Source organism: Streptomyces sp. KL2, assembly GCF_046529545.1.
GTDB lineage: Bacteria > Actinomycetota > Actinomycetes > Streptomycetales > Streptomycetaceae > Streptomyces > Streptomyces radiopugnans.
Window position 1 is genome coordinate 2,074,814 of sequence record NZ_CP127170.1, and the last position, 21,888, is coordinate 2,096,701.

At 73.3% G+C, this 21,888-nt stretch carries 18 protein-coding genes and 1 pseudogene; 7 read left to right on the plus strand and 12 right to left on the minus strand.

Annotation, left to right across the window (positions count from 1 at the left end):
• Positions 1-188: 188 nt before the first annotated feature.
• Positions 189-1,241 (minus strand): DNA-binding protein, encoded by a 1,053-nt coding sequence (locus QPK52_RS09260; RefSeq protein ID WP_410536817.1) that lies wholly within the window; start codon positions 1,239-1,241, stop codon positions 189-191.
• Between the two features lie 379 nt (positions 1,242-1,620).
• On the opposite strand from QPK52_RS09260, the gene QPK52_RS09265 reads away from it, so the two are divergent.
• Positions 1,621-1,917 carry a YrhB domain-containing protein gene (locus QPK52_RS09265; protein ID WP_410536819.1) on the plus strand — a complete coding sequence of 99 codons (297 nt, stop codon included), beginning with the start codon at positions 1,621-1,623 and terminating at the stop codon, positions 1,915-1,917.
• 121 nt (positions 1,918-2,038) lie between these two features.
• Here QPK52_RS09265 and QPK52_RS09270 read toward each other — a convergent pair whose 3' ends face one another.
• The 4 genes from QPK52_RS09270 to QPK52_RS09285 all read right to left on the minus strand — a co-directional run bounded on the left by QPK52_RS09270 (position 2,039) and on the right by QPK52_RS09285 (position 8,503).
• Complete coding sequence (locus QPK52_RS09270; RefSeq protein ID WP_410536821.1) at positions 2,039-2,386, minus strand: DUF1330 domain-containing protein; 348 nt, start codon at positions 2,384-2,386, stop codon at positions 2,039-2,041.
• Between the two features lie 228 nt (positions 2,387-2,614).
• Positions 2,615-3,157 carry a type 1 glutamine amidotransferase domain-containing protein gene (locus QPK52_RS09275; protein ID WP_410540263.1) on the minus strand — a complete coding sequence of 181 codons (543 nt, stop codon included), beginning with the start codon at positions 3,155-3,157 and terminating at the stop codon, positions 2,615-2,617.
• A gap of 294 nt (positions 3,158-3,451) precedes the next feature.
• Entirely contained in the window at positions 3,452-6,793 is a 3,342-nt protein-coding gene (locus QPK52_RS09280; protein ID WP_410536823.1) for a S8 family peptidase, read from the minus strand.
• 432 nt (positions 6,794-7,225) lie between these two features.
• The gene (locus QPK52_RS09285; RefSeq protein WP_410536825.1) at positions 7,226-8,503 is read right to left on the minus strand and encodes a L,D-transpeptidase; all 1,278 of its coding nucleotides are present in this window, start codon (positions 8,501-8,503) and stop codon (positions 7,226-7,228) included.
• Between the two features lie 409 nt (positions 8,504-8,912).
• On the opposite strand from QPK52_RS09285, the gene QPK52_RS09290 reads away from it, so the two are divergent.
• Positions 8,913-9,227, plus strand: coding sequence for a hypothetical protein (locus tag QPK52_RS09290; protein WP_410536827.1), 315 nt, complete (start codon positions 8,913-8,915; stop codon positions 9,225-9,227).
• Here the strand turns inward: QPK52_RS09290 and hutH are convergent.
• From hutH to QPK52_RS09315, 5 genes are all read right to left on the minus strand, one after another.
• Positions 9,208-10,764, minus strand: coding sequence for a histidine ammonia-lyase (gene hutH, locus QPK52_RS09295; protein WP_410536829.1), 1,557 nt, complete (start codon positions 10,762-10,764; stop codon positions 9,208-9,210). The two genes, QPK52_RS09290 and hutH, sit on opposite strands and share 20 nt — an antisense overlap.
• A 92-nt stretch (positions 10,765-10,856) precedes the next feature.
• A complete protein-coding gene (locus QPK52_RS09300) occupies positions 10,857-12,065 on the minus strand; it encodes a diguanylate cyclase domain-containing protein (protein ID WP_410536831.1) in 1,209 nt (402 codons plus the stop codon).
• A 108-nt stretch (positions 12,066-12,173) separates the two neighbouring features.
• Positions 12,174-12,974, minus strand: coding sequence for an enoyl-CoA hydratase/isomerase family protein (locus tag QPK52_RS09305; protein ID WP_093661758.1), 801 nt, complete (start codon positions 12,972-12,974; stop codon positions 12,174-12,176).
• Positions 12,975-13,144: 170 nt separating this feature from the next.
• The gene (locus QPK52_RS09310; protein WP_410536832.1) at positions 13,145-14,239 is read right to left on the minus strand and encodes an adenylate/guanylate cyclase domain-containing protein; all 1,095 of its coding nucleotides are present in this window, start codon (positions 14,237-14,239) and stop codon (positions 13,145-13,147) included.
• A 121-nt stretch (positions 14,240-14,360) separates the two neighbouring features.
• On the minus strand, positions 14,361-15,239 hold the full coding sequence (locus QPK52_RS09315) for a biotin--[acetyl-CoA-carboxylase] ligase (RefSeq protein WP_410536834.1): 879 nt from the start codon (positions 15,237-15,239) through the stop codon (positions 14,361-14,363).
• A gap of 118 nt (positions 15,240-15,357) precedes the next feature.
• Here QPK52_RS09315 and QPK52_RS09320 point away from each other — a divergent pair, with 118 nt between their 5' ends.
• The 4 genes from QPK52_RS09320 (at position 15,358) to QPK52_RS09335 (ending at position 18,093) form a co-directional block, all read left to right on the plus strand.
• A complete protein-coding gene (locus tag QPK52_RS09320; protein WP_410536836.1) occupies positions 15,358-16,965 on the plus strand; it encodes an acyl-CoA carboxylase subunit beta in 1,608 nt (535 codons plus the stop codon).
• 28 nt (positions 16,966-16,993) lie between these two features.
• Positions 16,994-17,209, plus strand: a complete 216-nt coding sequence (locus QPK52_RS09325; RefSeq protein ID WP_410536837.1) for an acyl-CoA carboxylase subunit epsilon — start codon at positions 16,994-16,996, stop codon at positions 17,207-17,209.
• A gap of 102 nt (positions 17,210-17,311) precedes the next feature.
• A complete protein-coding gene (gene mmpB, locus QPK52_RS09330) occupies positions 17,312-17,431 on the plus strand; it encodes a morphogenic membrane protein MmpB (protein ID WP_410536839.1) in 120 nt (39 codons plus the stop codon).
• Positions 17,432-17,478: 47 nt separating this feature from the next.
• Positions 17,479-18,093, plus strand: coding sequence for a nucleoside triphosphate pyrophosphatase (locus QPK52_RS09335; RefSeq protein ID WP_410536841.1), 615 nt, complete (start codon positions 17,479-17,481; stop codon positions 18,091-18,093).
• Here the strand turns inward: QPK52_RS09335 and QPK52_RS09340 are convergent.
• Positions 18,074-18,613, minus strand: coding sequence for a hypothetical protein (locus tag QPK52_RS09340; protein WP_410536843.1), 540 nt, complete (start codon positions 18,611-18,613; stop codon positions 18,074-18,076). The genes QPK52_RS09335 and QPK52_RS09340 overlap by 20 nt on opposite strands.
• A gap of 318 nt (positions 18,614-18,931) precedes the next feature.
• Here QPK52_RS09340 and QPK52_RS09345 point away from each other — a divergent pair, with 318 nt between their 5' ends.
• Entirely contained in the window at positions 18,932-20,707 is a 1,776-nt protein-coding gene (locus QPK52_RS09345) for an acetyl/propionyl/methylcrotonyl-CoA carboxylase subunit alpha (protein WP_410536845.1), read from the plus strand.
• A 96-nt stretch (positions 20,708-20,803) separates the two neighbouring features.
• On the opposite strand, the pseudogene QPK52_RS09350 reads toward QPK52_RS09345, so the two are convergent.
• A pseudogene (locus QPK52_RS09350) lies at positions 20,804-21,830 on the minus strand (DeoR/GlpR family DNA-binding transcription regulator).
• Between the last annotated feature and the right edge of the window lie 58 nt (positions 21,831-21,888).

The window sequence follows — 21,888 nt, forward strand, 5'->3', positions numbered from 1 at the left end:
CCCGGGTCTCCTCGGCAAGCCGCTGCCGTCCTCGTCCGGCCGCTGGAGCCGCTTCCGGAGCGCGGGCGAGTCCAGCGCGGTCAGGATCGTGTCGCGTACGTGCTCGTCCGTCTTCTCGGCGTTGGTCGCCGTTCCGGCGCATGCGTCGGCGCCCGGGGTGCTGGGAGCGGACGTGGCGCCTTCGGTGTTCAGGGGGTGTCGGGGGCGGGCTCGCCGGGGAGGTCCGCCAGTTCGGCCAGGTCCCGTCCGTCGGAGTCCAGCCAGTACCTGGGGCCGGAGGCATAGCCCGGCCGGCTCCCCGTCAGCTGCTCGACCATCTCCTTCACCAGCGACGTCGGCGCGTAGCACTGGCCGTCGTACTCCCACCGCAGGGGGCGGCTGCGGTCGCCGGTCCAGGTCGCGCGGCCGCGCCTGGGGTCCTCGGCGACCCACCTCTCGATCTCGTTGTTGTCCCAGGCCACGGACTCCGGAAAGGCGCGGAAGCGGAGTGTCTGGCCGGGCTCGACCGAGCCGTTGTCGATGATGCGCAGCACCGCCTTGCGGTTGCGGGTGCTGTTCGCGGCGCGCTGCGCCGTCTCGGCCTTCTCGGCACGGGCGGGGACCACGGTGAACTCCTCCAGCCCCGGTACCGGGTAGAGCACCGAGGTCGTCATCACATGTTTCCCGCCGGCGGCCCAGAGCCGGAACTGGACCAGTTTGACGTCGAGCCCCATCTCGTTCAGCCATACGGCCGACGAGGTCACCTGCTTCGGGAAGGAGCGGGCGACCAGCACGAGTCGAGGCTGTTTGAGCAGTGCGGCGTCCAGCTCGTCACCGCAGTGTCTCCGGATGTCCTGCATCGCTTTCGACACCTCGTGCTCCTCACCGGAGCGCCGCAGGAAGTCCGCGTGGATGCGGGCGAGGTCCTCCTCGGTGAAGCGGGACACCATGGCCGCATAGGTGATGGCCTGGAGGTGCACGTCGTCCGGGGCGTCGTCACGTTTCAGCTCGATGACGACGAGGTGCCCCTCGGAGTCGAGGGCCAGCAGGTCCAGCCGGTCGCGGACCCTGTCCCCGCCCGACGTGGCCCACTTGTCGTACTCCTCGGTGAGGATGAGCAGGCCCGGCTCGATGAGGGAGGGATCGGCGATGATCCACTTCTGCAGATCGGCCCGCTCCCGCAGTCCCAGATCGGCCAACCGGGCCTCCTCCGCTTTCACGGGCTGTGCTGCGTCGATGATCGACACCCGTTCAATCGCCATACCGGTTCCCCAGGTTGCCGTTCGCCTCGCGCTGCTCGAGAAGTCTAGGAAGGGACCGCGGTCCGCCGAAAGCGCCTGACGGACGGGAACCGGAGCCGCCGCCGGTCCGCCGGAGACGACGGTGGCAGGCGGAGGACGGCGATTTCGCGGGTGGGAGGCCGCTGGGGGAGGCCGGCCGGGTCCGGGGAGGTCCGTGGGTCCGTACGCCGGAGCGGGGTCTCCGTACGCCGGAGCGGGGTCGGGGGGCGCGGTCCGGTCGTATCGTCCTATGCTGCGCGCAGTCATGGCGGTGCGGCCGTCCGGAAGCGGGTTCACGCCGTCCGAGCGCCGGGGTCCGCCGGTTCCCCGAAGGTTCTGAGCGACACCAAGGAGACTTCCAGTGCTCTCACGGGACGAAGCCATCGGTTCGGCACGCCGGTTCCTCGACGAGGCGTTCCCCGAGGGGGAGTTCACGATCGTCGTGCAGCCCGAGCTGACGCAGGAGCATCCGGTGGCGTGGGCGGTGCGGTTCGACTCGCAGGAGCACATCGACACCGGGAACATGGCGCTGGCGCCCTTCGTCCGCGTGGTGGTCGTGCCCAAGGACGGCAGCGGGCCGCACTTCCCCCCGACCCACCAGCCCCTGGGCGAGTACCTGGGAGAGCTGGCCAGGGACGCCTACACCACCGGCGCCTGACAACCGGCCGCCCGCCGCCCCGCCCGGGATCGGGTGGGGCGGCGGGCGGGCTGCGGTGCGGTGGGCGCGCCCCGTCGCGGTCGGTCACACCCGCCGCGCCGGGCACCGGACGCGGGCCGGTTCAGGCCCCGGCCGCCGCGCGCAGTGCGTCGATCCTCTGCCGCGGGTGGTAGTCCGGCCCGACGCCCTCGACGAGGAGGGCTCCGCCGTCGATGTGGGCGGTGCGCAGCGGCAGGATCTCCTGGTAGGCGGCCGAGTCGTACCAGGCTCGCGCCTCGTCCGGCCCGGGGAACCCGATCACCACCACGGACGCCGGCGGCTCGCCTTCCCGGACCTCCATCCGGCCGCCGTGTACGAGGAAGCGGCCGGAGTAGGGGTCAAGGGTGTCCTGGATGCGCTCCAGGTAGGCGACGATGTCCGGGTGGGGGCCGGGGTGGTTGCGGAAGTGGGCGATGGCGTAGGCGGTCACGGCTCCTCCTCGGGCGCTGTCGGTCCTCGGTGCCGGGCGCGTCCCACGGGGCCCCGCCGGTGGGACGCGCCCGGCACCGGCGATGCTGCCGCCTCCCGGCGCGGCGGTCGATGACCTGCCGGGTAATGGCCCCGGGGGCCGGACGGACGGGGCGGAGGCGGTGGGCGCGCGTGTGGGCCGCCCGCGCGCGGCGGGCGGCCCACACCGGTCGGGGGCCGTGCGGCGGGGTCAGGCCGAGACGGTCTGGAACTCCCGCACGAACGCCTCGTCGAACGCCTTGAGGTCGTCCGGCTTGCGGCTGCTGATCAGGGTGTTCGGTCCTTCGGTGCAGACGGAGACCTGCTCGTCGACCCAGTTGGCGCCGGCGTTGCGCAGGTCGGTCCTCAGGCTCGGCCAGGAGGTGATCTTCCTGCCGCGCACCACGTCCGCCTCGATCAGCGTCCACGGGCCGTGGCAGATCACCGCCACCGGCTTGCCGGTCTGGAAGAACTCCCGGACGAAGGAGACGGCGCCGTCGTCCGTCCGCAGGAAGTCGGGGTTGGCGACGCCGCCGGGTAGTACCAGCCCGTCGTAGTCCTCGACCGCGGCCTGGCCGACCTGCTCGTCCACCTCGAAGGTGTCGGCCTTGTCGAGGTGGTTGAAAGCCTGGATCCGCCCGCCGGTGGTGGACAGCAGGCTCGGGGTGCCTCCGGCGTCGATCACGGCCTGCCACGGGTCGGTCAGCTCGATCTGCTCCACGCCCTCGGGGGCGACGAGAAAGGCGACCTTCACTTCTGCCACGTCCTTTCGGCAGCTCGGGTCCTCGGTGCATGCTCTGTACTCCCCCGTACTCGGGTACGGGTTTCCGCCGGAGGCGGCCTTATGCCGCTTTCCCCGCCTTTCCGGGCGGAATATCCCCGTCCCTTCCAGACCGCCGGCACCACCGCCACCTTGCGCCCCGCCCGTCCCGCCCGGAGACGCGGACGGCCCGCCGGAGCGGATGCTCCGGCGGGCCGTCGCCCGTGTCGCGGGCCGCCTTGTCACCGGTGGCTCACGGGCACGGTGCCGCCCGGGTGACAGCGGAGGTCACCTGGTGCGGTAGGCGTTGACGATCGTCTGGGACAGGGTGTTGCCCTTCTTGTCCTTCACGTTCGCCTTGAAGGAGACCGTCCCCTTCCTGCCGGGGTTCTTGAAGGTGATCTTCCCCTTCTTGACGGCGGTCTTCTTCCAGTTCTTGCCGCCGTCGAAGGAGACGTGGACGGTCAGCGACTTCAGGTTCCTGCCCGCGGCCGATCCCTGGACGGTGACCGGTACCGGCATGGTGGCCTTCGCCTTGGCCGTGCCGTCCAGGGCCAGCTTCGGCGTGAAGCGCACCGCCGTCGCCGGGAGGGCGGTCTCCTGGGAGGTGCGGGCCGAGGTGAAGGTGTGGGAGGTGCTCACCTTGGTGCTCAGCCTGGAGACCTTGCCGCGGCTGAGGGTGGTGACCAGCTTGTACTGCGCCTTGCCCTTGGGGAGGGTGAAGCCGGTGTAGTCGAGGATCTCCTTCTCCTCGGCGTACTTCTTGCCGTTGCGGTACAGGGTCGTCCGCGCCGAGTCGTACAGGCTGTCGCCGTGGTTGCCGGCGCCGTCCGCGAGCGGGTTCAGCGTGCCGTAGAGGTCGTCGCCGTCGCGGAAGATGCCGCTGTACTCGTCCAGGTGGGGTCCGAAGACGCCGTTGTTGAAGGTGCGCTCGTAGGTCCTGCCCGCGGTGAACTTCCGCTCGTCGGCGTAGTAGCCGGCCTCGAAGTCGCCCTTGGCGTCGAACTGCATGAAGTACTGCGACCACCGGGCGCCCTTGGCCTTGACGTAGACCGTGGTGGTGCGCGGGAGCTTGCGCTCGGCCCCGGTGAACGAGCCCGTGTGGGACGGCACCGTGGCCAGGACGCCGAGGCGGCCGGGGGCCGAGGCGCCCTGGCGGACGTTCAGCCTGGCCATCTCCGACTTCTCGGTGTGCGTCTTCAGGCCGGTGTAGAAGCCGCCCTCGCGGACGTGGAAGGTGTTGTAGTCGGTGTCCTTGCGGGTCCACACGGTGCTGGCGGTCGAGGTGGCCTCGACCCGGCCCGTGCCGCCGACCTGCGCGGTGCGCAGGCCCCGGTCGCCGCCCCCCGTGCCGCCGTAGACGCCGACGAAGCCGTCGTCGCCGAGGGCGCCGGTGTACTCGACGGACAGGTCGATCTGCTTCGCCTTGCGGTCCGGCACCGTCATCCTCACCTCCTTGGCCTTGCGGGCGTCGAAGGTGAGGGTGGTGTCGCGGTCGATCTCGACCGCCGGGGCCATGAGCCAGTCGCTGCCCTCGTACTCCTCCTCCGTGCTGCCCGGCAGGGCGATGTCGGTGGACAGGACGTAGGTGCCCTTGGGCGCCCGGACGGTGGTGGTGCCGTCCTTGCCCGTCAGGCTCTTGAACATGTCGGTTCGGTAGCCGATGAGCATGCTGCTCCACAGGGGAGCCGGCCTGCCGTCGCGGCCGAGTGCGCGCACGGTCAGGTCGTAGGACTCCACCTCGCGGTCGACGGCGCCCGCGGTGCGGACGCTCTGGCCGCCGCCGGTCGCGGTGACGGCCACGCTGTAGCCGCCGTTCACGTTGCCGCCGAGCCGGGTGTCGGCGGTGATGCCGACCGCGGCCGTGCCGCCCGCGGGGACGGTGATCTCGTCGGCGGCCAGGGTGAACATGCCCTTGGGCGCGGCCTTGCCCCGGGGGTCGGTGCCGGTGGCGGTCAGGGAGAGGGTGACGTCCTCGGTGCCCAGGTTGCGGTAGGTGATGTCCTTGGTGATCGGCTTGTCGTCGCCGTGCGGCCACTGGGCGGTGCCGAAGGCGATCGACACCGGTTCGGCGACGATCGTCTGCTTCAGCGCCTTGTTCACGTCGGCCCGGCCGGAGCCCTGCTGGAAGGCGGAGTAGCCCTTGCCGGGCTTGGCGGAGGCCGTCAGCGCGCCCTTGATCCGCTCACCGGTCCAGTCGGGGTGCTGCTGGGCCAGCAGTGCCGCCGCGCCCGCGACGTGCGGGGTGGCCATGGAGGTGCCGGAGATGGAGACGTAGCCGGCGGCGACCGGGTCGCCCTCCTGCTCGATGAGGCTGCCCTTGGCGGCCGCGGCGCCGATGTCCACGCCGGGGGCGGTCAGGTCGGGTTTGACCGCGCCGTCTCCGGTGCGCGGGCCGATGGAGGAGAAGTCGGCGAGCGCGTCCTGCTTGTCCACGGCGCCGACGGTCAGCGCGGCGTCCGCGCTGCCCGGGCTGGCGATGCTGGAGGCGTAGGGGCCCTCGTTGCCGGCGGCGATGACGAAGAGGGCGCCGCTGTCGCGCGACAGCCGGTTGACGGCGTCCTCCATCGGGTCGATCTCGGGGGTGTCGCCGCCGCCGAGGCTGAGGTTGACCACCTCGGCGCCCTGCGCGACGGCCCACTCCATTCCGGCGATGATCTCGGAGTCGTTGCCGTAGCCGTCGTCGTCGAGGACCTTGGCGTTGAGCAGCTTCGCGCCGGGGGCCACGCCCTTGTACCGGCCCTTGGACTTCGCTCCGGAGCCGGCCGCGATGGAGGCGACGTGGGTGCCGTGCCCGTAGCGGTCCTTGGTGTCCTTGGACGCGGAGAAGTTCTTCTCCGCGGCTATCCGCCCGGCGAAGTCGGGGTGGGTGGTGTCCATGCCGGTGTCGAGGACGGCGATGGTGACGCCCTTGCCGTCGTAGCCGGCCTTCCACGCCGCCGGGGCGCCGATCTGCGCGGTGCTCCTGTCGAGCGCCGCCTTGCGGATGCCGTCGAGGGAGACGGTGGCGACCCCGGGCGCCGCCGCGAGCTGTCCGGCCGCGGACGGGCGGGTCAGGGCCCTCCACGCCTCGGCGGCCCGGTTCTCGGCCACGGACAGCGCCTCGCCGTTGACGGACCGGAGGGTGGCGCGCACGGTCGGGTCCGCCTCGGCGTGGAGTTCGGCCCTGGCCGCGGGCTTCGCGCCGCGGTAGGTGACGATGACCGGTACGTCGGTGCCGGTCCTTGCGCGGTACTGCTCGCGGCTCAGCTCGGTGACGTCGAACAGCCTCCGGTCGAGCCTGCGTTCGGCGATGAGCCGGGTGACGTCCTGCGGGATCACATAGGTGTGGCCCTTGGTGCGGACGACCCGGACGGGTACGTCCTCGCGTCCTTCGGCTCGGACCATCCCGGTGACCCTGCCGCGCCCGTCCAGCACGACCCGGTCGCCGGTGACGAGGGTGACGGAGTGCCGGCCGCGCTCTGTCCGGTCGGCCTCCTGCGGTGAACCCGCCCTGGACGGCTGTGCGTTCGGGGTGTCGTTCGGACCGCTCTTCGGGGCGGCGGACGATGCGGTGGTCAGCCCCATCGTCAGTGCGACGGCCACGGCGGTGGCTATCGCGGCGGCGCCCGCTCTCTTACGTTGTGTCAATTTTCCCCCTGGTGAGTTCATCACCATGCGTGGGGGACCCCTGCGGCCCCCCGGCGCGATCAGTCTGCGGGAGGCCGGGACGCCCGCACCATACGGCCTCGTATGGGACAGGTGTTCTGGGTGTGACGCCGCGTCGGTCCCCCCTCGGTCCGGGTGGTCGGCGCGGGGCACTTCCGGCTCTCGCGGTGGTGAGGACGCCTCCGGGGCTCCTCCGGGTTCACCTTCGGTCCGGTCTTCTGCGGCATCCCCCGTGATTTTGCTCTTCCATGGTTTTCCGGTGCCCGGCCGCGGACCGCCCGGCGAGGGCGGCGGGAGACGGCGGAAGGCGGCGGGGAACGGCGCGGTGCGCCGTTCCCCGCCGCCTTCCGGTGGAGCTGTGCTCCCGGGAGCGGGGGATGCCGTCAGCGGGCCGTCACGGGGCCCTGGAAGGGATCAGAGGGCGGATCCGGCCTTCCAGTCCTCCCAGGACATGTTCCAGCCGTTGAGACCGTTGTCCGGGGTGATCTGCTTGTCGGGCGAGTTCTTGACTATGACCACGTCGCCCAGGAGCGAGTTGTCGAAGAACCAGGCGCCGTCCTGGCTGGGGTCGTTCGCGCCCTGGACGTCGTTCAGTCCGACGCAGCCGTGGCTGGTGTTGACGTTGCCGAAGACCGAGTCGGCGCCCCAGTAGTTGCCGTGGATGAAGGTGCCGGAGGTCGACAGCCGCATGGCGTGCGGCACGTCGGGGATGTCGTACTCGCCCTTGCCGTCGTCGTCGGTGAAGCCGACGGTCGCGCCGTTCATCCGGGTCTCCTTGTACTTCTCGGAGATCACCATCTGGCCGTTGTAGGTCGGGGTCTCGGGCGCGCCCGCGGAGATCTTGAAGGTCTTGACGGTCTTGCCGTCCCGGACGACCTCCATGGTCTTGGTCTTCACGTCGACCGTGCTGATCTGCGAGCGGCCGACGGTGAAGCTGAAGCTCTTGTCCTGGACGCCGGTGATGCCGTCGGAGCCCTCGACGCCGTCGAGGTTGAGGTCGACGGTGACCTTGGAGCCGGCCTTCCAGTAGTCCTTGGGCCGGAAGTCCAGGCGGGTGTCGCTGAACCAGTGGCCCACGACCTCCTGGCCGCTGGTGGTGTTGACCTCGATCGCGGCCTGGACGTCCTTCTTGTTGGAGATGCCCTTGTCGAAGTTGATGGAGACGGGCATGCCGACGCCGACGGTCGAGCCGTCCTCGGGCGTGAAGTAGCCGATGAAGCTGTTGTCGGGCGAGACCGTGGTGAAGGTCGAGTTCTCCAGCGCCTTGCGGCCCTCGGCGTCCTCGGCCTCGGCGGAGATCGTGTACCGGGTGGCGCGCTCCAGCTGGCCGTTGGGCTTCCAGCCGCTGCCGTCGGCCGCGAGGGTGCCCTCGACCTCCTGGCCGGTCGCGGTGGCCTTCATGGTCACCGAGGTGAGCTTGCCGCCCTTCACCTCCACCCGGGCCGCGTGGATGCTGGCGTTGTCCGCGCCGTTCTCGGGCTTGATGACTATTCGGGCCTCGGAGGACTTCTCCGCCGCCGCCCTGTCCACCTGGGCCTGCCCCTTGTCCGGCTTCTTGGCGGAGTCGGCTTCGGATTCGCCGCCGCCGCTCTCGCCCCCGCACGCCGACAGTGTGAGCACTCCACTGAGCAGCGCGGCCGCCGCCACGACACCCCTGCGGCGCTTGCCGTCCCTCATCACACGCTTCTCCATCCGCTTACGAACCTCTGGCTCCCCGTTCCGCGTCCCACGCCGTCCGGTGAAGGCGAAGCGGGACGTCCGCCCCACGGCCGCACACAACGAGAACGCGAGGGAACTGTGACCCGTTCCACCCAGGGTAAGACTGTGGGGTAAGACACCCTTCCGTCACCAGGGGTTGCACTGGCGGGCGGGAATTCCCCCGCGGTTCCGGATCGTTACCGGCAGGTCCGCCTCCTGTGACACCCGATCACATCACAGCGTTTTCCTCCTGTCACGGCGCTTATGTGGCAATGTGACCGATTTCGCATGAGGTGGTCGCGCGGCGGGGGCCGCGGAAGCCGGCCGCCCTTCACGCGGCGCCCCTCCCGTCGTTAGCATCGGTCGCAGCACCGCCTGTCCGCTGTACCGAGGGGGCCCTTCCGTGCGAGCACACCGTCGACCGCTGGTGACCGCCGCCGTCGCGGGCGGCCTCCTGTGCGGTCTGTGGTTCGTACCGTCCGCGAACGCCACCGGCGACGGCGAGCCGGCCGGAGCCGCCGCCTCCCGGGCACAGGCCGGGGCGCAGGTCCAGACCCGGACCGACTCCGGGGGCGAGGTGCTGCTGGCCGACACCGGCAGCTTCGACACCACGCCCTACCTCGTCGGCGGCCTCGGTTTCCTCGGCGCGGGCGCCGTCCTGCTGGTCAACGCCCGCGTCCGCGCCGGCCGCGAGGGTCTCACGCCAGCGGCCCGGTGACGGCCTCGGCCGCCGCCACCAGCCCTCCCCCGCGGACGAACGCCTCCGCCGCCGCCAACTCCGGCGCCAGATAACGATCTTCCCCCGGGCCCCGCACCCCGGCCTCGCGCGCCGCGGCCACCACCGCCGAGGCGGCGGGCGAGGGGGTCAGCCCGTCCGCCGCGCGCAGCTCGACCGCGCGGGCGGCGGCGCACAGCTCCACGGCCACCACGCGGGTCAGCCCGTCGACGGCGGTGCGCAGCTTGCGGGCGGCCGACCAGCCCATCGAGACGTGGTCCTCCTGCATCGCCGAGGACGGGATCGAGTCCACCGAGGCCGGGACCGCCAGCCGCTTCATCTCGCTGACCAGGGCGGCCTGGGTGTACTGGGCGATCATCAGCCCCGAGTCCACGCCCGCGTCGCCCGCCAGGAAGGGCGGCAGCCCGTGGCTGCGGTTGCGGTCCAGCAGCCGGTCGGTGCGGCGCTCGGCGATGGAGGCCAGGTCGGCCGCCGCGATGGCGAGGAAGTCCAGCACGTAGGCGACCGGAGCGCCGTGGAAGTTGCCGTTGGACTCCACCCGCCCGGTCTCGGGAAGCACCACCGGGTTGTCCACGGCCGCCGCCAGCTCCCGCTCGGCGACGGTGCGGGCGTGCGCCAGGGTGTCGCGCCCGGCACCGGCGACCTGGGGGGCGCAGCGCACCGAGTAGGCGTCCTGCACGCGCGGGGCGTCGTCCTGGTGGTGGCCGGTGAGCCCGGAGCCGGCCAGGACCTTGAGCATGTTGGCGGCGGAGGCGGCCTGGCCGGGGTGGGGGCGGACGGCGTGCAGCTCGGGCGCGAGCACCCGGTCGGTGCCCAGCAGCGCCTCCAGGGTGAGGGCGGCGGTGATGTCGGCGGACGTGAACAGCCGGGCGAGGTCGTCGCAGGCCATCACCAGCATGCCGAGCATGCCGTCGGTGCCGTTGAGGAGGGCCAGCCCCTCCTTCTCCCGCAGTTCCACGGGGGCCAGCCCGTGCTCGGCCAGCAGCTCGGCCACCGGCCGCACCCGCCCGTCGGGGCCCTCGGCCTCCCCCTCGCCCATCAGGGCCAGCGCGCAGTGCGACAGCGGCGCCAGGTCGCCGGAGCAGCCGAGCGAGCCGTACTCGTGGACGACGGGCGTGATGCGCGCGTTGAGCAGGTCCGCCATGGCGCGGGCCACCTCGGGCCGTACCCCGGTGCGGCCCGAGGCCAGCGTCTTCAGCCGCAGGAACATCAGCGCCCGCACCACCTCGCGCTCCACGCGCGGGCCCATGCCGGCGGCGTGCGAGCGGACGATGTTGCGCTGGAGCTGTACGCGCAGCCCGGCGGGGACGTGGCGCACGGCCAGGGCGCCGAAGCCGGTGGAGACGCCGTAGACGGGGTCGGGGGCCGCGGCCAGGTCCTCGACGATCCGGCGGGCGGCGGCGAGGGCGGCCAGCGCCTCGTCGGACAGTTCGACGCGGGCCAGGCCGCGGGCGACGGCGACGACGTCCTCGGCGGTGGTGCCGGAGGGGCCGATCACCACGCGGTTCTGCATATCCATATTCAGGAACACTAAAGAGTGAATCGAGTTCTGTCACGACCCTGCCGGAACCGCGCCGGTCCGCGTGGGCCGCCGAGTCCGCGCACCGGTGCTCACACGTCCAGGCCGCGCAGCCGGCGGCGGTCGCCCGGGGCCCCGATCCGCCCCTGCTCGGCCTGGTCCGCCAGGCGGACCACGGCGTCCCCTGCGCAGCCCGCACCGCCCTCTCCCCCGGCCGCCCCGGCGTCCGCGCCGCCCTCGCGCCCGGCCACCACCGGCTTGTCGGTGCGGGCGGCCTTGGCCCGGTACTGGGCGGCGTCGGCGAGGCGGAACAGCCGGCGGGCCGAGCGGACCGGGCCTATCGGGTCGCCCGTCGAGGCGACCCCGCAGGCCACCCCCTGCCCGGTCTCCAGCTCCGCGGCCCGGCGGCACACCTCGTCCGCCACCCGGACCACCTCGTCCGCCGACGGCCCCACCGCCAGCAGACAGAACTCGTCCCCGCCCAGCCGGGCGGCCAGGGTGTCCGGGAGCATCGCGCCGCACAGGGACAGCACCGAAGCGAAACGTTCCAGCAGCCGGTCGCCCGCCTCGTGGCCCAGGACGTCGTTGACCCTCTTCAGCCCGTTGACGTCGCAGACCAGCAGGCTGACCACCGTCCCGTCCGCACGGTGCCGCTCCAGCGCCTCGTCCAGCCCCGCGTCCACCGCCCGGCGGTTCGCCAGGCCGGTGAGGGGATCGGTGAAGGCCAGCCGGCGCACCTCCTCCAGCCGCTCGGCCTGGGCGATCCCGGCCGCGATCACCGACGCCAGCGCCTCGGCGAAGTCCGCGTCGGCACGGTCGAAGACCGGCTGCCCGGTCTCGCGCGCCACGTACAGCTCGCCCCACGCCCGCCCGTCCACGACGACCGGGGCGACCACGCAGCAGCCCCGCCCCCGCCGGCGCAGCGCCGGCGGCCGCCGCTCGTGGGGCGTCCCGGGACCGTACCGGGAGGTCCGGCTCCCGCCGGAGGCCGTCTCCACCCAGGCGCGCGTCCCGGCTCCCGGGCCGCTCCCGGGGCGCAGGCCGGTGATCTCGGGGAAGTCGTGGACCGGGTACGTCTCGTCCTCGGGGAACTCCTCCTCGTCCCCGCGCCGCTCGCCGGCGTTCACCAGCACCCGCAGCAGGCCGCGCTCGCGCTCCCAGACGGACAGGGCCGCGAAGGAGCCGCCCAGCGCGGCCCGCGCGCCCTCGGCGGCCGTGCGGGCGAGGTCGCGCAGGGTGTGGGCGGCGGCCATCTCCTGCGCCAGCCCCACCACGGTCCTCAGCCGCGCGTCGTCACCCATGCCGTACCCGATCCACACGACCCAGGTTATGGGCCTTCACTCCGGGTCGCCGACCGGCTCGCACCGGCCCGCTCCGGCTCACCGGGCTCGTGCCCGCTCAACTCCGGGTCACTCCCCCGGCCAGCGCGGGGCCCGCTTCTCGTTGAAGGCGGCCACGCCCTCGGCCCGGTCGCCGGAGAACGCCACCGAGCGCCAGGCCGCGTCCTCGACCTCCAGACCGGCGCGCAGATCCATCCCCCATCCGGTGCGCAGCGCCCGCTTGGCCGCCCGCAGGCCCACCGGGGAGTTGGCGGCGATGCGCCGGGCCAGCTCCAGCGCCTCGGCGCGGTCCTCGCCACGGGCCGCCAGACGGTCGACCAGACCCAGCTCGCGGGCCTCCTCGGCCTCCACCCTGCGCGCGGTGAAGATCAGCTCGGCGGCGCGGGCGGCGCCCACCCGGCGCGGCAGCAGCTGGGTGCCGCCGCCGCCGGGGATCACCCCGACCGACACCTCCGGCAGGCCGACCACCGCGGTGGGGTCGGCGACGATCAGGTCGCAGGACAGGGCCAGCTCGAAGCCGCCGCCGAGCGCGAACCCGTGCACGGCCGCGATCGTCGGCACCGGCAGCTCCAGCACCCCGGTGTAGGCGGCGCGGGCGTACGGCCGCTGCCGGGACAGGTCGGCGTCGCTGAAGGAGTTGCGCTCCTTCAGGTCCGCGCCCACGCAGAAGGCCCGCTCGTGGGTGGAGGAGAGCACCACGGCTCGCACCCGCCGGTCCGCGGCGAGCGCGGCGCAGGCGTCCCCGATGTTGCGGGCCATCTCGGTGGAGACGGCGTTCATCGCCTTCGGCCGGTCCAGCACCAGCTCGGCGACGTGCCCGTCCGGCTCCCGCCGCACCGCGACCCACTCGCCGAACCGCTCCTCGCCCACGCCCTCGCCCTCGCGCACGCTCACGTCGTCCACACAGCCCTTCCGGTTAACGATCGCTCACTGGTGTACGGGCGCATCATGCCATCCGCCCCGCCCGGCGGTCAGGGGCGAGCGGCGGGCGACGGGCGTGCGGAGAGGCGGGGAGAAGGGGAGGGGAGGCGGGACGGCGGTCAGGAGCCGGAGGAGCGGCGGGTCAGCAGCCAGGGCTCGATGACGCCGAGACCGCGCACCGGGCGCTGGTAGAGGGGGCGGAGCGCGAAGCGGTACGACGCGCCGGCGTCCGTCTCCTTCTCCGACTCCGGCGCATCCCCGGCGGCGACCAGCTCGGCGCGCAGCGCGCCGTCCACCAGCACCGCGTCCTTGGGCGCTATCGAGGTCAGCCGGCTGGCCAGGTTGACCGTGTTGCCGAAGACGTCGCCCATCCGGGTGGTGACCGTGCCCAGGGCCATGCCCACCCGCAGCTCGGGCATCGTCGCGTCGTTGGCCAGGGTCTCGATCAGCCGCAGCCCGATCTCGGCCGCGGTGCCCGCGTCGTCGGCGACGTAGAGCACCTCGTCGCCGAGCGTCTTGATCAGCCGGCCGCCGTGCGCGGCGACCAGGTCGGCGGCGGTGGTCTCGAACGCCTCGACCAGCTCGCCCAGCTCCTCCTCCTCCAGCCGGCGCGTCAGCCGGGTGAAGCCGACCAGGTCGGCGAAGGCGACCGCCAGGCGCCGGTCCACCATCTCCTCGTCGTCCGCCGCCTGCACCACCCGGCCGGTGGCGGCGGCGAGCTGCCGCCGCCAGACGTACACCAGGAACTCCTGGAGCTCCGGCAGCAGCAGCTCGACCAGCGGGTAGGCCACCTCGGTGCGGGTCATGCCCGGCTCGGGCGGCTCGGTCAGGCCCTCCAGGAAGGAGTCGATCTGCCACTCGGCCAGCCGCGCGGTGGTCTGCCCGGTGGACCGCGCCACCTGCACCGCCATCGCCTCGCTGAGCAGCCCCGCCTCCACCAGGCCGGCCAGCCGCCGCAGTGCGATCACGTCCGTCTCGGTGAGCGCCTTGGCCTGGCCGATGTCGGCGAACCCCATCGCGCGCCAGAAGCGGGCGGCCAGCTCCATCGGGACGTCGGCGGCGCGGGCCGCCTGGAAGGGCGTGTACTGCCGCCCGGCGCCGAGGATCAGCTGCTCGATGCGGAGCGCGAGGGGGTCCTCCTCCGGATGGGCCGGGTCGCCGGCCGCCTCGCCGTCCGTCGTCGGCTCTTCGGCTGGGGTGCCCGAGTCGTCCACTGCCCTTCCGATCCACTCACTGCCGCCGCGCCCGCCGCGCTGGGTCGACTCAACGATACGGCAGGTGTGCCCTGGCTCACTCTCCCGGCGACCGCTCCCGCGGCCGTCCCGGCGACCGCCCCTACGCCCCCTCCGGACCGGGCCTGAGGTGCACGATGTCGCCCGCGCCCACCGGCTGCTGCACGCCCTCGCCGCCGGCCAGGACCAGCCGTCCGCCGCCGTCCACCGCGACCGCCTCGCCCAGCAGCTCCCGCTCCCCGGGCAGCACCGCGCGCACCCGCCGGCCCAGCGTGGCGCAGCCGGCGGTGTACGCCTCGCGCACCCCGCTCGCCTCCGGGTCGCCGTCCGCGTCCCGCCAGCGGCCGTACCACTCCTGCAGCGAGCGCAGCACCGCGCGCAGCAGGGTGTCGCGGTCGGTGACGCGCGCGCCCGCCAGGGCCAGGGAGCCGGCCCCGGGCACCGGCAGCTCCTCCTCGCGCAGTGTGACGTTGAGCCCGATGCCCAGCACCACGGCGGCGGGGCCGCCGGGGCGCTCGACCCGTTCGGAGAGGATGCCGCCGATCTTGCGCTCCTCGTCCCCGGAGCGCACCAGGACGTCGTTGGGCCACTTCAGCACCACATCCGCCCCGGCGGCGCGGGACAGCGCGGAGGCGGTGGCGACCCCGGCGAGCAGCGGCAGCCAGCTCCACCGCTCGGCGGGCACCTCGGGGGCCAGCACCACGGAGAGGAACAGCCCCGAGCGGGCGGGCGCCGTCCAGGTGCGCTCCAGCCGCCCGCGCCCGGCCGTCTGCCGCTCGGCGACCAGCACCTGCCCCTCGCGCGCCTCGCCGCGGGCGGCCCGCGCGGCGAGGTCGGTGTTGGTGGAGCCGGTGGAGTCCACCACCTCCAGCGAGGTCCACAGCGATTCGGGCCGCACCAGCGCACGGCTCAGCGAGGCGGCGTTCAGCGGTGGGCGTTCCAGGTCCGACCAGGGACTGTCCGACGGGTCGTTCGGTGTCATGCAAGACAGGTTAGGTGTGGCAAACGCCGCACCGCCGGATCACTCCCGCGCCGATACGCTACGAGTCGGTAGCCAGACGCCATGACGAACCAGACGCCACGACGAGGAGCCGCAGCCCGTGTCCGAGCAGCAGAGCCCAGCCCCCGAGGACCAGGATCGTCACACGACCGCGGGCAGGATCGCGGATCTGCGGCGGCGCATCGAGGAGGCCACGCACGCGGGTTCGGCGCGCGCGGTGGAGAAGCAGCACGCCAAGGGCAAGCTGACCGCCCGCGAGCGGATCGGACTGCTGCTGGACGAGGGTTCGTTCACGGAGCTGGACGAGTTCGCCCGCCACCGCTCGACCAACTTCGGACTGGACGCCAACCGCCCCTACGGCGACGGCGTCGTCACCGGCTACGGCACGGTCGACGGCCGCCCGGTGGCCGTCTTCTCCCAGGACTTCACCGTCTTCGGCGGCGCGCTGGGCGAGGTCTTCGGCCAGAAGATCGTCAAGGTGATGGACTTCGCCCTGAAGACCGGCTGCCCGGTCATCGGCATCAACGACTCCGGCGGCGCCCGCATCCAGGAGGGCGTGGCCTCCCTGGGCGCCTACGGCGAGATCTTCCGCCGCAACACCCACGCCTCCGGGGTGATCCCGCAGATCTCGCTGGTGGTCGGCCCGTGCGCGGGCGGCGCGGTCTACTCCCCGGCGATCACCGACTTCACGGTGATGGTCGACCAGACCTCGCACATGTTCATCACCGGCCCCGACGTCATCAAGACGGTCACCGGCGAGGACGTCGGCTTCGAGGAACTGGGCGGCGCCCGCACCCACAACTCCACCTCCGGTGTCGCGCACTACATGGCCTCCGGCGAGGAGGACGCGGTCGAGTACGTCAAGGCGCTGCTGTCGTACCTGCCCTCCAACAACCTCTCCGAGCCGCCCGCCTTCCCCGAGGAGGCGGACCTGGAGACCTCCGAGACCGACCGCGAGCTGGACACGCTGATCCCGGACTCGGCCAACCAGCCGTACGACATGCACGACGTGATCGAGCACGTGCTGGACGACGGCGAGTTCCTGGAGACCCAGCCGCTGTTCGCGCCGAACATCCTCACCGGCTTCGGCCGGGTGGAGGGCCACCCGGTCGGCATCGTCGCCAACCAGCCGATGCAGTTCGCCGGCTGCCTGGACATCGACGCCTCCGAGAAGGCCGCGCGCTTCGTGCGCACCTGCGACGCCTTCAACGTCCCCGTGCTGACCTTCGTGGACGTGCCCGGCTTCCTGCCCGGCACCGACCAGGAGTACGGCGGCATCATCCGGCGCGGCGCCAAGCTGATCTACGCCTACGCCGAGGCGACGGTGCCGCTGATCACCGTCATCACCCGCAAGGCGTTCGGCGGCGCGTACGACGTGATGGGCTCCAAGCACCTGGGCGCCGACCTCAACTTCGCCTGGCCCACCGCCCAGATCGCGGTGATGGGCGCGCAGGGCGCGGTCAACATCCTGCACCGCAGGACGCTGGCGGCGGCGAAGAGCGACGAGGAGCGCGAGGAGCTGCGGGCCAAGCTCACCGCCGAGTACGAGGACACGCTGCTCAACCCGTATGTGGCCGCCGAGCGCGGGTACGTGGACGCGGTGGTGGTGCCCTCCGAGACGCGCCGCCACATCGTGCGGGGCCTGCGCTCGCTGCGCAACAAGCGCGAGTCGCTGCCGCCGAAGAAGCACGGCAACATCCCGCTCTGACCGCCCGCGACAGCGAGGAGACCGTGACGTGATCAAGGTCGTACGCGGCAACCCGACCCCCGAGGAACTGGCCGCCGCCCTGGCTGTGGTGCGCACCCGGGCCGCGGCCCTCGCGGAGGCGGGGTCCGGCGGGTCCGGCGCCGAACGCGGCTCGGAGTGGTCGGACCCGGCCCGCACCGTCCCCGGCCGCCGCCTGCCGCACCCGGGCCCGCGGGCCTGGCGGACGGCGTACTGGCCCGCCTGAACCGGCCCGCGCCGGGGGGGCACGCGCCGCACACGGGCGGGGGGGGGCGCCTGAGTACGCGTACTCAGGCGCCCCCGCCCGCCGTGGCGCAGGATCGGGAGCATGCTCTGGTCCGACCCGGCCGACGAACCCCCCGAGGAGCTGCGCACCACCCAGGCGATGCTCCGCCGCGCCGGCTGGCTGCTCGCCGTCGCCATGGTGGCGGTCTTCCTGCTGCTGTGAGCGCGGCCCCGGACCGGGGCGGCCGGGAGGCTTCCTAGGATGGGCCCATGGCCCACAACACCGCGCCCCGCCGCCGTCTCGTCCTCGCCTCCCAGTCCCCCGCCCGGCTCGGGCTGCTCCGGCAGGCGGGGATGGCTCCCGAGGTGATCGTCAGCGGTGTGGACGAGGACGCCCTGGACGCCCCCACCCCTGGCGAGCTGGCCCTGCTGCTGGCCGAGGCGAAGGCCGGCGCCGTGGCCGGGCGGCCCGAGGCCGCCGGCGCGCTCGTCGTCGGCTGCGACTCGGTGCTGGAGCTGGACGGGCGGCCGCTGGGCAAGCCGGCGGACTCCGAGGAGGCCACCGCCCGCTGGAAGGACATGCGCGGGCGGGCCGGCGTCCTGGTGACCGGGCACTGCGTGGTGGACACCGCCACCGGCCGCCGCGCCTCGGCGACCGCCGCCACCACGGTCCGCTTCGGCGAGCCGAGCGACGAGGAGATCGCCGCCTACGTCGCCAGCGGCGAGCCGCTGCACGTCGCGGGCGCCTTCACCCTCGACGGCCGTTCGGCGCCCTTCGTCGACGGCATCGAGGGCGACCACGGCAACGTCATCGGGCTGTCGCTGCCGCTGCTGCGCCGCCTCCTGGCCGAACTGGGCGTCCCGATCACGGAGCTGTGGGCCTGAGGGGCGGCCCGGCCGGCCCACCCGGCGCGTCCGGCCCACCCGGCGCGTCCTGTTCCGCCGTACGGCCGCGGGGGGCGTAGGCCGCCAGGGTCAGCACCAGCAGTCCCAGCACGAGCATCATGGCCGCGAACGCCGCCCAGCCCACCAGTCCGACGGTGAGGGCGCCGACCACCCCGTGCACCACGGCCGCGCCGACCAGCAGGGCGCGGGCGAAGCGGGCGGGCGGCCGGTCGGCCAGCCCCGTACGCAGCAGCAGGCAGGCGCACAGCAGCAGGTAGGCGCCGAGGACCGCGCCGCCGATCCAGGTGGAGAGGGCCGTCAGACGCGGGTCGAGCCCGGCCAGGGACATGTCCTGACGGTCGACCATGAGGCCCAGGACCCAGTGCAGCCACCCGGCGCCGACGGCTTCGGCCGCGAGCACCGCGGCCGCGGTCAGGGCCACCGGCCTTCTGTGCGCCATCCCGTCCCCCACCCGCCGTCCCGTGGGCGCGCGGTGCGCCGCCCCTTCGACAGCGCGCATGCTACTAACGGGTAATGGCTCGGGAAAGACCCCGCGCCCCGGCAAAGAATCACCCCGCCGTTCGTAGGAATCCCACAAAAAGTCAGAGACGCTCGCTTCACGCCTGGACAGTAACCTTGACCACACCGAAGATCTCCAGCCGGATGCGAGATCCCGGCGTAACGTGTACCCACAAGGGATTTGGGCTCCCCGGGTCTCCCGGGATCACATTCCGTGTGGGCAAGCTCACGCCCCTGGGCGACTCGGCCTGCGGTGTCGCCGATACCTAAACTCACATCGCTCATACTGTTGCGGCCCAGCGCCAAGGAGGAAGCCATCGTGCGCAAGGTGCTCATCGCCAATCGCGGTGAAATCGCTGTCCGGGTCGCCCGGGCCTGCCGGGACGCCGGGATCGCGAGCGTGGCCGTCTACGCCGACCCGGACCGGGACGCACTCCATGTGCGGGTGGCGGACGAGGCCTTCGCGCTCGGCGGTGACACCCCCGCCACCAGCTACCTGGACATCGCCAAGGTGCTGAAGGCCGCCGCCGACTCCGGCGCGGACGCGGTCCACCCCGGCTACGGCTTCCTGTCGGAGAACGCCGAGTTCGCCCAGGCCGTCATCGACGCCGGGCTGAACTGGATCGGCCCGCCTCCGCAGGCCATCCGCGACCTGGGCGACAAGGTCGCCGCCCGCCACATCGCCCAGCGCGCAGGCGCCCCGCTGGTGGCCGGCACCCCCGACCCGGTCTCCGGCGCGGACGAGGTGGTGGCCTTCGCCAAGGAGCACGGCCTGCCGATCGCCATCAAGGCCGCCTTCGGCGGCGGCGGACGCGGTCTGAAGGTCGCCCGCACGCTGGAGGAGGTCCCCGAGCTGTACGACTCGGCCGTCCGCGAGGCGGTGGCCGCCTTCGGCCGCGGCGAGTGCTTCGTGGAGCGCTACCTGGACCGGCCCCGGCACGTGGAGACCCAGTGCCTGGCCGACAAGCACGGCAACGTGGTGGTCGTCTCCACCCGTGACTGCTCGCTGCAGCGCCGCCACCAGAAGCTGGTGGAGGAGGCCCCCGCGCCGTTCCTGACACCGGAGCAGAACGCCGAGCTGTACCGGGCCTCGAAGGCCATCCTGAAGGAGGCCGGGTACGTCGGCGCCGGCACCTGCGAGTTCCTCGTCGGCCAGGACGGCACCATCTCCTTCCTGGAGGTCAACACCCGCCTGCAGGTCGAGCACCCGGTCACCGAGGAGGTCACCGGCATCGACCTGGTGCGCGAGATGTTCCGCATCGCCGACGGCGAGGAGCTGGGCTACGACGACCCGCCGGTGCGCGGCCACTCCTTCGAGTTCCGCATCAACGGCGAGGACCCCGGCCGCAACTTCCTGCCCGCTCCGGGCACCGTGACGAAGTTCGACCCGCCCACCGGTCCGGGCGTGCGCCTGGACGCGGGCGTGGAGTCCGGCTCGGTCATCGGCCCTGCCTGGGACTCGCTGCTGGCCAAGCTGATCGTCACCGGCGCCACCCGGCAGCAGGCCCTCCAGCGCGCCGCCCGGGCGCTGGCCGAGTTCCAGGTCGAGGGCATGGCCACCGCCATCCCCTTCCACCGCACGGTGGTCGCCGACCCGGCCTTCGCCCCCGAGGTCAACGGCCGCCCCGAGGACCCGTTCACCGTCCACACCCGGTGGATCGAGACCGAGTTCGTCAACGACATCAAGCCCTTCGCCGCGCCCGGCGCGGACGAGGAGGAGGACGAGCCCGGCCGCGAGACGGTGGTCGTCGAGGTCGGCGGCAAGCGCCTGGAGGTCTCCCTGCCCGCCTCGCTGGGCATGACCCTGGCCCGCACCGCCGCGGCCGGCGGCGCCCGCCCCAAGCGGCGCGCGGCCAAGAAGTCGGGCCCGGCCGCCTCCGGTGACGCGCTGGCCTCCCCGATGCAGGGCACCATCGTCAAGGTCGCCGTCGAGGAGGGTCAGACGGTCGCCGAGGGCGAGCTGATCGTGGTGCTGGAGGCGATGAAGATGGAGCAGCCCATCAACGCCCACCGCGCCGGCACCGTCAAGGGCCTGAACGCCACCGTCGGCGCCTCTCTCAGCTCCGGCGCCGTCATCTGCGAGATCAAGGACTGAGCCCGCACCACCCCGGCACACGGAAGGGGGCGGGACGGCCGGGGCCGTCCCGCCCCCTTCCGCTCGTACGCGCGGTACACGCCGCGGGCGGGCGGCTCAGTGGCGGCGGGGTGCCAGATCCGCGACCCGGCCCATCGTCTGGCCCTCGCCCGGGGCGACCGGCGGGGCCGCGCGCAGCTGGGCGCCGCCCCCGCCGCCCGGCGGGTGGTGCCTGCCGCGCTGGCCCGGCAGCGGCACCTCGCGCCGCGGCCGCCCCCGGGCCGCCGGCCGCGCCCTCGGCCTGCCCGCCCTGGCCGCTCTGCCCCGCCGCTCCGGCCGGCCCGGGATGCGCCACCGCGGTGCCCGGCACCGCGCCCATCGCACCGGACGGCGCACCCGCCGCACCGGCCACCGTGATCTGGACGCCCCGGTCCGCCAGCGCCTGGAGCTCGGCCGCCGCCCGGTCCTCGTGCGGCGGCGGCTCGTCGGTCACCAGGCGGGCGATGGCCTCCGGGGGAACGGTCTGGAACATCGTGTCGACGCCCAGCTTGGTGTGGTCGGCCAGGACGACCACCTCCGCGGCGGCCTGCACCAGCGCCCGGTCCACGCTCGCCGACAGCATGTTGGAGGTCGACAGGCCGCGCTCGGCCGTCAGCCCGCTGCCGGACAGGAAGGCGCGCGAGACCCGCAGCCCCTGGAGGGACTGCTCGGCGCCGCTGCCGACCAGCGCGTAGTCGGCGCCGCGCAGCGTGCCGCCGGTCATCACGACCTCGACGCGGTTGGCGTGCGCCAGCGCCTGCGCCACCAGCAGGGAGTTGGTGACCACCGTCAGGCCGGGAACGCGCGCCAGGCGGCGGGCCAGTTCCTGCGTGGTCGTCCCGGCGCCGACGACGACGGCCTCACCCTCCTCCACGAGGCCCGCGGCGACGTCGGCGATCGCGCTCTTCTCCGCGGTCGCCAGGTGCGCCTTGTGCGGGAAGCCGGATTCACGTGAGAAGCCGCCGGGCAGCACCGCACCGCCGTGCCGGCGGTCCAGCAGCCCTTCCGCCTCCAGCGCCCGGACATCACGACGCACGGTCACTTCGGAGGTCTGGACGACACGTGCGAGTTCGCGGAGCGACACGGCTCCGTTGGCCCGCACCATTTCGAGGATCAGTTGACGACGTTCTGCAGCGAACACGGAACAGACAGTAACCCGCGCG